The 13,338-nt window shown below is 71.7% G+C and carries 12 protein-coding genes; 5 read left to right on the top strand and 7 right to left on the bottom strand.

Translation table 11 applies throughout. The features are described from left to right. Nucleotides 1-75: 75 nt before the first annotated feature. The 5 genes from ACZ7EC_RS27665 to ACZ7EC_RS27645 all read right to left on the bottom strand — a co-directional run bounded on the left by ACZ7EC_RS27665 (nt 76) and on the right by ACZ7EC_RS27645 (nt 5,713). Nucleotides 76-1,323 (bottom strand): MFS transporter, encoded by a 1,248-nt coding sequence (locus ACZ7EC_RS27665; RefSeq protein ID WP_471066741.1) that lies wholly within the window; start codon nt 1,321-1,323, stop codon nt 76-78. Then, entirely contained in the window at nt 1,320-2,486 is a 1,167-nt protein-coding gene (locus tag ACZ7EC_RS27660) for a GNAT family N-acetyltransferase (protein WP_471066739.1), read from the bottom strand. Before ACZ7EC_RS27660 ends, ACZ7EC_RS27665 begins: the two co-directional genes overlap by 4 nt. 822 nt (nt 2,487-3,308) lie before the next feature. Next, entirely contained in the window at nt 3,309-3,542 is a 234-nt protein-coding gene (locus ACZ7EC_RS27655; protein WP_471066737.1) for a non-oxidative hydroxyarylic acid decarboxylases subunit D, read from the bottom strand. A gap of 72 nt (nt 3,543-3,614) precedes the next feature. Next, nucleotides 3,615-5,042, bottom strand: coding sequence for a non-oxidative hydroxyarylic acid decarboxylases subunit C (locus ACZ7EC_RS27650; protein WP_471066735.1), 1,428 nt, complete (start codon nt 5,040-5,042; stop codon nt 3,615-3,617). Between the two features lie 80 nt (nt 5,043-5,122). Continuing rightward, a complete protein-coding gene (locus ACZ7EC_RS27645; protein WP_471066733.1) occupies nt 5,123-5,713 on the bottom strand; it encodes a non-oxidative hydroxyarylic acid decarboxylases subunit B in 591 nt (196 codons plus the stop codon). Nucleotides 5,714-5,840: 127 nt separating this feature from the next. Here ACZ7EC_RS27645 and ACZ7EC_RS27640 point away from each other — a divergent pair, with 127 nt between their 5' ends. Further along, entirely contained in the window at nt 5,841-6,704 is an 864-nt protein-coding gene (locus tag ACZ7EC_RS27640) for a helix-turn-helix domain-containing protein (RefSeq protein ID WP_471066731.1), read from the top strand. A 574-nt stretch (nt 6,705-7,278) separates the two neighbouring features. Here ACZ7EC_RS27640 and ACZ7EC_RS27635 read toward each other — a convergent pair. Further along, nucleotides 7,279-8,235 carry an NADP-dependent oxidoreductase gene (locus ACZ7EC_RS27635; RefSeq protein ID WP_471066729.1) on the bottom strand — a complete coding sequence of 319 codons (957 nt, stop codon included), beginning with the start codon at nt 8,233-8,235 and terminating at the stop codon, nt 7,279-7,281. Nucleotides 8,236-8,323: 88 nt separating this feature from the next. On the opposite strand from ACZ7EC_RS27635, the gene ACZ7EC_RS27630 reads away from it, so the two are divergent. Continuing rightward, on the top strand, nt 8,324-8,902 hold the full coding sequence (locus tag ACZ7EC_RS27630) for a TetR/AcrR family transcriptional regulator (RefSeq protein WP_471066727.1): 579 nt from the start codon (nt 8,324-8,326) through the stop codon (nt 8,900-8,902). A gap of 278 nt (nt 8,903-9,180) precedes the next feature. Next, a complete protein-coding gene (locus ACZ7EC_RS27625) occupies nt 9,181-10,761 on the top strand; it encodes an SDR family oxidoreductase (RefSeq protein ID WP_471066952.1) in 1,581 nt (526 codons plus the stop codon). A gap of 104 nt (nt 10,762-10,865) precedes the next feature. On the opposite strand, the gene ACZ7EC_RS27620 is transcribed toward ACZ7EC_RS27625, so the two are convergent. Then, nucleotides 10,866-11,360 carry a TetR/AcrR family transcriptional regulator gene (locus ACZ7EC_RS27620; protein WP_471066950.1) on the bottom strand — a complete coding sequence of 165 codons (495 nt, stop codon included), beginning with the start codon at nt 11,358-11,360 and terminating at the stop codon, nt 10,866-10,868. Nucleotides 11,361-11,502: 142 nt separating this feature from the next. Here ACZ7EC_RS27620 and ACZ7EC_RS27615 point away from each other — a divergent pair, with 142 nt between their 5' ends. After that, nucleotides 11,503-12,474: an SDR family NAD(P)-dependent oxidoreductase gene (locus tag ACZ7EC_RS27615; protein WP_471066725.1), complete on the top strand. Its 972-nt coding sequence runs from the start codon at nt 11,503-11,505 to the stop codon at nt 12,472-12,474. 135 nt (nt 12,475-12,609) lie between these two features. Beyond that, nucleotides 12,610-13,125 (top strand): DUF4232 domain-containing protein, encoded by a 516-nt coding sequence (locus ACZ7EC_RS27610; RefSeq protein ID WP_471066723.1) that lies wholly within the window; start codon nt 12,610-12,612, stop codon nt 13,123-13,125. Nucleotides 13,126-13,338: the final 213 nt, after the last annotated feature.

Here is a 13,338-nt window from a genome sequence, read left to right as displayed (position 1 = left end):
TTCGGCCGAGCTCGTCGGTCTCGACGAGCACGTTCGTGTCATACAGCGGCGTCCTGCCGAGTCTCATGGGTGCTCCTATCCCAGCGCCGGTTGCGGTTCGGTGTTGTTGACGTGCCGGGGCACGCGTCGGCCGATGGCGGTCGTGCCGATCGCGCAGGCCAGGCAGCCGGCGGCGAGTCCGAGCACGACCGGGATGCCCAGGCCCCGCCCGATGAACGCGATGGACAGCGCCGGCCCGGCGACCGAGCCGAACTGCCAGGACAGGTTGAAGACCGCGTTGTACCGGCCGCGCAGCCCGTGCGGTGGAAGGGAGTTCACCAGCGCGGAGAAGCTGGGTGCGAGCAGTACCTCGCCGATCGCGTAGATCGCGAGTGCCCCGACCAGACAGGCCGTCGCCACACCGCCGCCGGGGTACGCACTCGCCAGCAGTACCACCAGCCAGGCGAGCGCGAACAGCCCGCACGCCGCCGCGGCCAGCGTGGTCCGGGAATACCGGTCCAAGCGCCGGTTGAGCAGCAGTCCGGCGACGACCACCGTGATGGAGTTCACCGTGATGGCCGCGCCGACCACGCTCGTCGACGCGCCGGCCGGGCCGATGGCGAAGGCCGGGAAGGCGGCGTTGAGCTGGCTGAGCGCCGCGACGACCAGCACCGCATGCACCGACGTGACCATGATCAGGGTTCGCCGGGACTGGCGCGTGTCGCGTGCCGCGGGCTGCTCCACCTGCTGCACGGGGGTGGCGGCCACGCCCCGTGTCTCCCCGGCCAGCAGCAGAATGCCCGCGAACACCAGGAAGGAGAGCGCGTCGACCACGAACACCCTTCGGTACATCGCTGCCGACTGGTCGCCCAGGAGGAGCGCGCCGAACAGCGATCCGATCCCGAAACCGACGCTCGCCACCCAGTAGTTGGTGCCGAGCAACCGGCTCTGCTGGTCGGCGGGCACCGTGTCCGCGAGCAGCGGGGTGAAGGCGGTCCAGATACCGGCCAGGCCCGCGCCGTAGGCGGAGGCGGCGATCACCGCGCCGGAGGTGTCGTGCACGAGCGTGAAACCGCCCGTGCCGCACGCGCTGATGGCCAGCATCACCAGCACGGCACGGCCGGCGCCGATCCGGTCGACGAGCACACCGGCCATGCCGCTGCCGACCAGACCGCCGACGCCGGCGACGGCCAGGACGATCCCGGTCGTACTGATCGGCACGCCCACCACGTGGTTGAGGTAGATCACCAGAAAGGGGTGGGTGAGTCCGCTGCCGAGCTGGGACAGGCCCGACGCCAGGAGCACCCGGCGTGCCCGTGGTCCCGGGACGCGCTTGCCGGTCATGGCGCCACCCGCCTTAGGGCCTCGTAGGATTCGGCCTGCCGTGCGCGCCCGGCCTCGTGCAGCCGGGCAAGCTCGCGCAACGCGGGCGCGCAGTCGGGGCCGTAGTCGAAACAGCCCCACGAGTGGCGCAGCCGGCAGCCTCTGCCCACCTTGGTCTCGTAGCCGGAGGGGCCGTAGTGGATTGCCGCGATTCCACGCAGGGGGGCGAGCCGGATGGGTTCGTAGAACGCCGCGGCAAGGTGCGCGCCGGGCACCGAGTAGTCCTGGCCGGACATGCTCGCGTAGAGCTGGTCGCCCCACTCGTAGAACAGCCCGAACGCGACGATGCCGTCGTCCGTCGTGACCAGCGTGATTCTGATGTGGTCGCCCAGTCGGTCCATCAACCGGCCGATCACGGCGGTTTCGTCGGCGGCCTCGCTCTGGTAGCCGTAGCGCCGCATCAACTGCGCGGACAGCTCGCCCATCCGTGCCACGACGTGCTGGGGTACCTGCCTGCCGTGCAGGAACTCGGTCGTCGCACCGGCTGAGGCAAGACCCTCCAGTTCCTTGCGCACGTGTTTGCGCCGTTTGCCGCTCAGTCCGGCGAGATAGCCGTCGAAGTCCGGCCAGTCGACGGGCAGTTCGCAGGAGGGCATCAGCCGGGAGGCGACGAAGCCGTGTCCGCGCAGCGCGTCGGCCTGGGAGGCGGGCGCGTAGAGCACGGCGGTGGCCGCGGCGTTCCAGGAGGCCGCGACCTCGCGCAGGCCGGCCACGAGTGCGTCGATGGTGTCCGGAGATCCGGCCGGTGCGCACAGGGCCGAGGTGAACGCGAACGGGACGACACAGGCCGCGGTCGCCCGGTCGGGGGGTATCAGTTCGCCGATGCGCTCGCGCAGATGTTCTGCCGAGGCGAGTTGATCCTCGTCGAGCCACGGTGAGAGTTCCTGCCAGACCTCGGGGTCCAGCAGGATGCGCAGCGGATTGTGGTGGGTCAGCGCGTCCGGGGGGATGCGGAAGACGGCGGCGGCGGCGGAGTCGTCGTCGAGGCGGACGAACGCCGACGGGTAGTCGTCCTGCACCGTGCGCAGCCATTCCGGTGACAGGTAGAAGTCCCCGCCGCCGAAGCGCTGCCAACGTTGCGGACCGAATGAGTCAACGCTGTCGTGGACGACAGGACGAGGCATCGCAGATCTCCCTGATCGGTTGTCGGCCCGATGTGATGAGTGGCCGGATCCGCCTCGGCGGCATGTGACACGCCTGGATGCGGAAGCCGGGGTGGGCGACGGCGTACTCTCGATCGCCGCGACCACGGCTGCCGGTGTGCGACGACCGCGCCCCCCCCTGTTCCGGCCCCCGGTACGGCTGCGCCGCCAGGTCGCTCGGTTTCGGCGTGGGGCGCGATGCCGAGGTACTGCCGTCGGCGATGGCCGAGCTGACGATCCGCCGGTGGCCGCGAGGTGGTGTCAGGTTGCCGGTCGGCGGGTCGGCCGAGGGGTCGTCAGGGTCTCGTGGGAGCGGCAGCGCTGTCGTGGAGGCGCGGCAGAGCGGCCGCGGAGTCCCGCTGCCGCTGGAGTGGTTCGGCATGGGACACGTGATGAACCTCCGATTGCGCGCACGCCTGGCATGGACGGATCCGTGAGACGTTTGGCCATCTGTCAGCGCTCGATTCACCGCCGTGCGGTCGGCCGTTCGAGCCGTCGCATCCTCGCAGCCGGAGGTTCCGGTTCCGTTGCCGTTCGTTCCCCGATCGGTTCCCCTGGGGAGTCGGCGGGCAGAGAGCGTTCGGGAATCCGCGGACGTTGCCGCAGTCGGCCTTGATCTCTGCACGCCGGTCAGGGGACGCCCGCCACGGGGGAGGTACGGCGGGCGGCTATCGGCTCCAGTCGTCGGTCGGGGCCGGGGCGCCGGGTGCCGTCGCCCTCGGGTTCGAAGTCGTACTCCCCAGGGTGGCGAGCGGCCTTGTGCGCCCGCTTGTCCGGGCGGGACGGGCAGACGCCGTATGCCGCTCAGGCAGGAGTGCGCAGCGGCGGCACCGCCGGGACCTCGGGGGCGGCCTCGATGGCGTCGGCGGTCAGCCGGAACTGCTCGGGGTAGGCGTCGCGCTGGGTGCGGCGGGCCGGTTCGGTGGTGCGCCAGGTGTACAGACAGCGTCGGCACTGCAGGACGTCCCAGACGCCGGGGACGGGTGAGGAGTGCAGTGTCTCGACGGTCCCGAAGGCACAGCGGGGGCACACGGGCATGGGGTCTCTCCCTCTCGGAGGCGGGGGCCGGGGTTCTCGGCAGCGGATGCCGGGCGGCGGATGCCGGGCGGCTCAGCCGCGCGCGGCCATGAGGTTCTGGATCCTGGTCACCCACTGGCGCGTCTCGGGCAGGTCCTTCGCCGGGGTCGAGAAGTTGCCGCGGACGTCGGGGGCGACCGGCGTGGTGGCGTCGATGATCATCTTGCTGGTGATGCCCGCGGGCTGCGCGGCCGGCGCCAGTTCGACGACCGGCAGGTTGGGCATGATCAGTACGTCGCCGGACGGATTGACCTTCGCGGACACCGCCCACATGACCTGCGGAAGGTCGAACGGGTCCACGTCCTCGTCGACCACGATGACCGTCGTGATGTACCCCAGGCCGTGCGGGGTGGTCATGGCGCGCATCGCGACCGCCTTGGCGAAGCCGCCGTAGCGCTTTTCAGTGGAGATGATGGCCAGCAGGCCGTGCGTGTACATGGCGTTGACGGCCTGGACCTCGGGGAACTCGGCGCGCAGTTGCTTCAGCAGCGGGACGCAGGTGTTGGGGCCGACCAGGTAGTCGCACTCGGTCCACGGCATGCCCAGGTAGAGCGACTCGAAGACCGGGCGGGTGCGGTACGAGATCCGGTCGACGCGGATCACGGGCATCCGGCGGCCGCCGGAGTAGTGCCCGGTGAACTCGCCGAAGGGTCCCTCGATCTGGCGCTTGCGGCCCTCCACGACACCCTCGATCACGACCTCCGAGCCCCAGGGCACGTCGAAGCCGGTGAGCGGGGCGGTGGCGATCGGCGCGGGCGCACCGCGCAGGGCGCCCGCCATCTCGTACTCGCTCTGGTCGTAGCGCATCGGCATGCCGGCCACGATGGCCATGACCGGGTCGTTGCCGAGGGTGATGGCGATCGGCAGGTCCTCGCCCCGCTCCTCGGCCTTGCGCAGATGCAGGGCGATGTCGTGGACGGGGACGGGCTGGATGGCCAGCCGGTCACGGCCGACGACCTCCAGTCGGTACGTGCCGACGTTCTGCTTGCCGAAGTTGCCGGGATCCTCGGGGTCGCGCGAGACCACGGCGGCCTTGTCGAGGTAGAAGCCGCCGTCGCCGTCGTTGAGCCGGAACAGCGGCAGCACGGAGAAGAGGTCGACGTCCTCGCCCTCCTGGGTGTTGGCGCGCCACGGCGCGTCCTCGCGGCGTTCGGGCGGGACGGGGAACGCGTCCCAGCGCCGGGCGAACTCGGCCACCTGTTTCTTGACCGGGGTGTGCTTGGGCAGGCCGAGGGCGAGCGCGTGGTTGGCCCAGGAGCCGTGCACGTTGAGGGCGATACGGGCGTCGGTGAAGCCCTTGACGTTGTCGAACCAGAGGGCGGGGGCGCCCTCTCCGATCCGGCCGGTGGCGTTGGCGGCGGCGGCCAGATCCGGTTCGGGGAGGACTTCCTCGCTGACCCGCAGTAGTTGCCCCTCCTCGTCGAGGGTGTCGAGGAAGGAGCGCAGATCGTCGTAGGGCATGGGTACTCCGTGGGGTGTCGCTGCGGAAGCGGGGGCGGGGGGCGGCCGGTACGTCGCGGGAGAGACCGGCCGGTACGTCGTCAGGAGGCCGGCCGCAGGGATCGGGCGGCGCGCATCCCCTCCCACCGCTTGGCCGCCGGAGCGGGCAGGTCGAGCTGGTCGAGGAGACGCGTGACGATGTGGTCGACGATGTCGTCCACGGTCTGCGGATGGTTGTAGAAGGCGGGCATGGGCGGCACCATCCGGACGCCCATCCGCGACAGCGTGAGCATGTTCTCCAGGTGGATCTCGCTCAGCGGTGTCTCCCTGGGCACCAGCACGAGCGGGCGGCGTTCCTTGAGGACGACGTCCGCGGCCCGGCCGACCAGACCGTCGGCGTAACCGGCGCGGATGCCGGCGAGGGTCTTCATCGAGCACGGCACGATCACCATGCCGTCGGTGCGGAAGGAGCCGGAGGAGATGACGGCTCCCTGGTCCTCGGGGCGGTGCACGACATCGGCCAGTTCTCCGACCGCGTCCGCGGACAGACCGGTCTCCAGCTCGATCGTGGTGCGCGCCCACCGGCTGAGGACCAGGTGTGTCTCCACCTCGGGCAGCTCGGCCAGGGTCTGAAGGAAACGGACACCGAGGACGGCGCCCGTGGCTCCCGTCATTCCCACGATCAGTCTCATACGGCGGTCACCTCTCGCCCATGCGGCGCTGACCTGCGCCGACGTAAACAGCCTAGGAGCGCGGGCACGGCGGGCGGCGGTAAGCTCGGGACTCACGATGGGCAAAAACGGACAGTCTTCGGGGCCGGTGATCCGGAAGCTGGTGTTCCGGCACACGGCGGGGTCGCCGCCCGGTCTGGAGCTGGTGGACCTGGCGGCGCTGGCCGAACGCGCACTGCGGCACGGCAACGATCCCTACGCTCCCCTGCGGCCGGCCTTCCACCAGATCGTCGCGGTGCGCTCCGGCCGGATCGGCGTGCGGGTGGACTTCACGGCGTACGAGCCGGGCGCGGGTGACTGGCTGTGGATCCGGCCGGGGCAGGTGCAGCGCTGGGAGCCGGGTCTGACGGAGGCGGACGGTGTGGTGGTCGCCTTCCCGCCGGGATTCCCGGACTCGGCGACCACAGCCGCCGCCGTCGCCGACCCGACCTTCGCACGGGGACCGCTCAGCCCGGCGGGACCGGCGGCCGAGGGGTTGCGCAGGGCCCTGGACCACCTGCGCTACGAGTACGACAGCTCGGCGGAGCTGCCGCTGGAGGCCCACCTCAGAGTGTTGCGGCGCCTGCTGGCGGTGCTGGTGGAACGGCTGACGGCGGCCTACGGGTCCGAGCCGGGCAGGGCGGTGCCGAGCGAGACGTTCCGTCGCTTCCACCGAGCCGTCGAGCGCGATTTCGCCGTCACCCGGCGGGTGGAGGACTACGCTGCCGCCCTCGGCTACAGTCGGCGCACCCTCACACGGGCCACGGAGGCGGCCGTCGGGATGCCGGCGAAGCGCTATGTCGATGAACGGGTGGTTCTGGAGGCCAAGCGGGAGCTGGCCCACGGCGACCTGGCCGTGAGCGCGGTGGCCGAACGACTCGGTTTCGCGGGGACCGGCGACTTCACCAAGTTCTTCCGACAGCGCACCGGCGCCACACCGACGGCGTTCCGGCGGAGGGCACGCGGGGAGTAGCGAGCGGGGCGGGTGATGGGTGGTGGCAGGGTGCGGGAGACCGGGCGATCCGAACCGGGCGACCGCGCGCCAGCACTCGTACCAGTCGACGTCCGCTCCGTTCAGCAACACCGACTCCTTCCAGCAACGACACCAACTACTTCCAGGCCGACGGGAAGGCCCCGCCGCAAACCGCGCCAGGGATGCGCTGGCCGCGCAGGTGGAGCGTCTGGGTGCGTCGCCGGTCGCCGTGGCGCCGGGCAGCCGGGGCGAGCCCGGCAGGAGCATCGTGGGCCCCGGCGGGCCTCCCGGTCCGGAAGGACCGGCCGGTCCTTCCGGGCCCGCCGGCCGCTCGGTCCTTCCGGTTCGCCAGGCAAAGACGGGGCCGCGGGTGCGACCGGTGCCGCACCTGCTGTGACACGAGCCGCGTGTACACCGGCGGCCGGTCAGTCGGCGGCACCCGGAAGACCCCGCGTCGGCGGGAGGACGGGATCGGGGCCGTCGGCGAGTTGTCCGGCCCGGCTGCAAGGGCCGGCGGTGTCTGCGTGCCGCGTCGGGCGCTCCCGACTGCGGACCGCGCTGTCAGGATTCGGGATCAGAGGTCGATGACGGCCTTGCCGCGGACGTGTCGGGCCGCCTGGAGTTCGACGGCCGCGCGGATGTCCTCGACGGGGTAGGTCGCCGCGATGGGTACCCGCAGGCGGTCTGCCGCGACAAGGCGCGCGATGTCCTCCAGGGCGTCGGGCGCGGCGTTGGCGCCGGTGGCGGCGGGAACGCCGTCGACCTGGCCCGCGATGGTGCAGATGCGGCCGTCCGGGACTCCCAGCTCGCGCGCGGCGTGCACCGTTTCCGTTCCGTACAGGTCCAGGGCCGCGGTGACGGCACCCGCGCCGAGGGCGCGGACCCGGTCGGCCAGGCCCGCGCCGTACGCGACCGACTCGGCGCCGAGGCTGCGCAAGTACTCCGCTGACGACGGCGAGCCGGTCCCGATGACGCGCGCGCCCGCGATCCGTGCCAGCTGGACGGCGAACACCCCGACTCCGCCGCCGGCGCCGCCGATCAGCACCGTGTCGTGGGAACCGAGGCCGAGCACGTCGAGAGCGGCGGAAGCGGTGCTGCCCGCGATCGCGAGCGTGGCGGCGGTGCGGTCGTCGACGCCGGCCGGGGTGTGGTGGGCTATGCCGCCGGTGATGTCGCCGTCCGCGTCGAGGACGACGTGGTCGGCGACCGCCCGAGACAGGGCCGTCCCGAACACGCGGTCACCGACCGCGTAGCCGCTCGCGCCGGCACCGACCTGGTCCACGACTCCGGCGTAATCGGTCCCGAAGCCGCAGGGCAGGCTCAGACCGAACCGTGCCGCGGTCTCGGCGTCGGAGGTCATGAACCAGTCCATGGGGTTCAGTCCGGCCGCCGACACGCGGACGCGGATCTGCCCGTCGCCCGCCTGCGGCTCAGGCACGTCCCTGAGCGCCAAGACCTCCGGGCCGCCGAACGAGTCGAGCAGAACGGCCCTGCTCGCGCCGCCTTGGAGGGTGTGGCCGTGTCGCTGCATGTCCTGCTCGCTTCCTCGTATTCGTGGAGCCACCAGAAACGGACTATGCTCCGCTTATGAAGCCCAGCATAACCGGAGCGTGATCCGTTTGACGAGTTCGAAGCCGCGGGCAACGCGAGCCGACGCCGCCCGCAACCGCGATCAGCTGCTCGAGGTCGCGACACGTGTGTTCGCCTCGCCCGACGCGGAGACGTCCCTGCGCGCCATCGCTCGCGAGGCCGGTGTGGGCATCGGGACGCTCTACCGCCACTTCCCGACGCGCGAGTCCCTGGTGGAGGCCGTCTACCGCGACCAGGTCGTCCGCCTCACGAACGGCGCCCACGACTTGCTCGCCGACGAAGCCCCGGCCGTTGCGATGCGACGCTGGATGGACCTCTTCGGACACTGGGTCGCGACGAAGAACGGCATGCTCGACACCCTGCCGGCGCTGATCGAGTCGGGCGCGGTCGGCCACGCACAGACCAGGGACGCGCTCCTGGACGCGATATCGGCGATTCTCGACGCGGGCCGCACAGCCGGAGACCTCCGGTCCGACGTCACCGCCGAGGAAGTCGCAGCCGGCCTGATCGGAATCTTCACCATCGCGCATCAGCTCGGCGACACGGTCACAGCCGACCGGCTCCTGGACATCCTCGTGGACGGCCTTCGCCCTCAAAGGCAGCCGTGAGGACGAGGGAGAGGACGAGGGAAACGTAGGCGACTGCCAGGACCTGCCTGTCCGGCAACCTGCCTTGCCGACCCGTGAGCTGCCAGTCGGCACCAGACCACGGCCTCACTCGTTTGCCGCGTGCACCCGGCGCATCCGGACGGACGGTCGGCACCGTAGAGGTGCCGGGAGGCGCCCGGTGGCGCACTGACGAGGCTGAGGCGGTTTGCGTGGCGAACGAGACGGCGGGGGCGTCGAGCCCCAGCGGAGCGGCGGGCACGGTTCCGGCAACCTGTCTGGTGACGGGCGCCGGCGGCTACATCGGCGGACGGCTGGTGCCGGAGCTGCTGGACGCCGGATACCGGGTGCGCTGCCTGGTACGCACGCCCCGGAAGCTGCGCGACCAGCCGTGGGCCGCGAGGGTGGAGATCGTACGCGGCGATGTCACCGACGCGGGCTCGGTGGCGGCGGCGATGGAGGGCGTCGACGTCGCCTACTACCTGGTGCACGCGCTCGGCACCGGCCGCGACTTCGAGCGCACTGACCGGCAGGCCGCCCGCGTGTTCGGCGAACAGGCCCGCAGGGCCGGCGTCGGCCGCCTGATCTACCTGGGCGGGCTGACCCCGGCCGGTGCGCCCGAGCGGGAGCTGTCGCCGCACCTGCGCTCCCGCGCCGAGGTGGGGTCCATCCTCCTCGGCTCGGGCGTGCCGACGGCCGTGCTGCGGGCCGCCGTCATCATCGGCTCGGGGTCCGCGAGCTTCGAGATGCTGCGCTACCTCACCGAGCGGCTGCCGGTGATGGTCACGCCGCGCTGGGTGCGCACCCGCATCCAGCCGATCGCCGTGCGGGACGTGCTCCGCGTCCTGGTGGGCTGCGCCGGTCTGCCGGCCGACGTCAACCGCGCCTTCGACATCGGTGGCCCCGAGGTGCTCACCTACCTGGAGATGATGCAGCGGTACACCGCCGTCGCCGGGCTGCCCCGGCGGCTCATCCTCCCCGTGCCGGTGCTCACCCCCGGCCTGTCCAGCCACTGGGTCGGCCTGGTGACCCCGGTACCGGCCTCCATCGCCCGCCCGCTGACGGAGTCGCTGCGCCACGAGGTGGTCTGCCGGGAGCGGGACATCGAACGGTACGTGCCCAGCCCGCCCGGCCACCCGATCGGTTTCGACCGAGCCGTCGCGCTGGCCCTGCAACGCGTGCGGGACGCCCAGGTCGCCACCCGCTGGTCGTCGGCGTCCCTGCCCGGCGCGCCCAGCGACCCGCTGCCCACCGACCCCGACTGGGCGGGTGGCAGCCTCTACACCGACGTGCGCGAACGCCACGCCGATGCGACGCCCGACGCGCTGTGGGACGTCGTCGAGGGCATCGGCGGTGAGAACGGCTGGTACTCCCTGCCCCTGGCCTGGGCGGTGCGCGGCTGGCTCGACCGCCTCGTCGGCGGGGTGGGCCTGCGCCGGGGGCGCCGTGACGCCCGGCGGCTTCGCGTCGGCGACTCGCTGGACTTCTGGCGGGTGGAGGAGATCGAGCGGGGACGGCTGCTGCGGCTGCGCGCCGAGATGCGGCTGCCGGGGCTGGCCTGGCTGGAGATGTACGTCGACAAGGACCGGGCCGGTGGCGCCCGCTACCGGCAGCGGGCCCTGTTCCACCCGCACGGACTGCTCGGCCACCTGTACTGGTGGAGCGTGTCGCCCTTCCACGCTGCCGTGTTCGGCGGCATGGCCCGCAACATCGTCCGCGCCGCCGAACGCGCGCGGAGGCCGGGCCCTGTCTCCGGACCGACCGCCGTCGCGGCCCCCGGCACGGCATCCGACCCCGCTCCGGCAGCTGACGACGGGCCGACCCGCACCGACGGCGACCGTACCCCGCCGGAAGGAGGCTGAGCCCACGGCCGCCCCGATCACCTCCGGCCCGCGTCTGCCCAGAGCACTCCCGTCCGGCTGCGGACCCGACATGGGTGACGCCGTCGACGCCGTCGTACCGCTCCTCAGCGCACCAGGAGACCGATGGCGACCGCCAGTCGTTCGCGGTAGAACTCACGGGACGGGGCCTGATGCTTGAGGCCGATCGATGTGCTGATCATCGTCTGCGCGACGGGGAGAGCCGCCTCTCGTCCCGACTCGGCGGCGATCGCGTCCGTGATCAGTTCCTCGAAGCGTCGCGGTGCGGTCTCGACCGTCTCTCCGAGCAGGTCGGGGTTCTCCTCGATGACCGTCGCGATATCGCGCGCCGGCGGGCCGATGTAGCGGGCCGCCCACTGGTCGAACGCTTCGGCGAGGCGCTCCGCAAGGGGGCGGCTGTGGTCGGCCAGGACCTGTTCGACCACGGCGATGTCGCGCTCCAGGGCCTGGGTGACCGCGGCACGGAACAGAGCCTCCTTCGAGGAGAAGAGGAAGTAGAGGCCGGGCCGGGAGATCTGCGCCGCCCGCGCCACCTCCTCCATCGAGGTCTTCCGGTAGCCGAATCGCGCGAACGTGGCCATGGCGGACTCCAGAACCATCGTTCTGCGGCCGGTATCAGCGGCGGTCGACGGCAGGTGGTCGGTGTCGGGACTGCTCATGACGCGAGCATACGAGCGGGATTCGCACTATACAAATATTGTCAAGTACGTATAGTCGACCGTCATGGACACGCGCACACTCATCCGCACGCCCTTCACCGCCTCCAGCACCGCGGACGAGGTGCTGCGGGACATCGACCTCACCGGTGTCCGCGCCATCGTGACGGGAGCCTCCTCCGGGATCGGGATCGAGACGGCTCGTGCGCTGACCGCTGCCGGGGCGGAAGTGACGCTCGCCGTGCGGAATGCGACTGCGGGTGACGCCGTCGCCGAGACGATCGGCAGGTCGACCGGGGGGATCCGGCCCCGAGTCGTCCGGCTGGACCTCACCGACAGGGCCGCCGTCACAGGGTTCGCCGATGCGTGGAGCGGTCCGCTTCACCTGTTGGTCAACAACGCGGGCGTGGTCACCGGAGGCCTCGAACGAACGCGGGAGGGCTGGGAGTTGCAGTTCGCGACGAACCATCTCGGCCACTTCGCTCTGGCCACCGGCCTTCACCACGCCCTGGCCCTCGGGGCGTCCGACCGCGACGGGGCCCGGATCGTCTCGGTCAGTTCGACGGCGCACATGCGGTCCGGCGTCGGCTTCGACGACCTGCACTTCGAGCGCCGGGGCTACGACCCGCAGATCGCCTACGCCCAGTCGAAGACGGCGAACTCTCTCTTCGCCGTCGAGGCGACCCGCCGGTGGGCCGCCGACGGCATCGTCGCCAATGCGGTGAACCCCGGCGGTGTCGCGACGGGACTGCAGCGGAACTTCACACCGGAACAAAGGGCATCGCTCGACGCGGCCGAGGCTGCCGGAGTCTTCACGTACAAAACGGTCGAGCAGGGGGCCGCCACCAGCATCGTCGCGGCCGTCGCCCCCGAGTTCGCCCACTCGGGAGGCCACTATCTCGACGATGCGCAGGAGGCCTACACCGTGCCGAACGACGCCGACCTCGCGCAGCACCCGCACGGCGTCAAGGAATGGGCGCTCGACCCCGCCACTGCCCAGCGCCTGTGGACCGTCTCGGCCGACCTGCTCCGCGTCTGACCGGCACTCCGTTCGCTGTGGCGAAGGCGTTACATCGCCGTGACACCCATAACGAAGGGAATCGGCAGGCTTCGTGGTGTCAGGAGTCCGGGGCCGGCGGCCCCACGTACGACAGCGAGACACGGAGAGTCGACCATGGGTAAGTCCACCAAGTTCGTGATGGCAGTCGCCGGCGTTGCACTGGCGGGAATCGCCGGTACGGGTGTCGCGCAGGCATCCGCCACCGCGCACCCGGCCGGCTCCGGTGCGCCGTCCTCGTGCCGCCCCGCCAACCTCAAGACGAAGATCACGCCGGACACCGCCAGCTCCGGGCACCGCCACTACCGCGTCACGCTGACCGCGGCCCCCAAGACCAGCGCCTGCCAGCTGGCCGGCTCCCCCCGCGACGTGAAGTTCTACGACAACGGCTCCCTCAAGGGCATCACCGCGAAGCCGTACGGCGCGCAGAACACCAAGGTGACCTTCGGCCCCGGCCACCCGGTCCACTTCGACATCCAGGTGCCCAACGCCTCCAAGGGCGCGCCGGCCAACCGGACCGTCTTCACCCTCAGGACCCCCGGCGGCGGAGTCATCCCCGGCGACCAGGAGGCCGACGGCAAGCTGTCCGTCGACTTCGGCACCCGGATCGGCCCCGTGCAGCCCGGCGCCTGACCGACACCACAAGCGAAGACCGACCGCGTGCGGCCCGCCACCCGACGGTGGCGGGCCGCACCCGACTGTGCGGGGGGCCTCGCTGAAACCCGCAACGGACCGATCCGGACGGGGCACAGCTGCGCGACCGGCTTGACGCGGTGGAGGAGCTGCGCCGTACGGCGGCAGCCGCCGTCTTCCGCTCAGGCGCGGCGGGGCGGTGACCGATTCCTT

Source organism: Streptomyces sp. NPDC037203 (assembly GCF_055605065.1).
The sequence above is the reverse complement of the archived record's forward strand: the minus strand, read 5'-3'. Positions and strand labels throughout refer to the sequence as shown.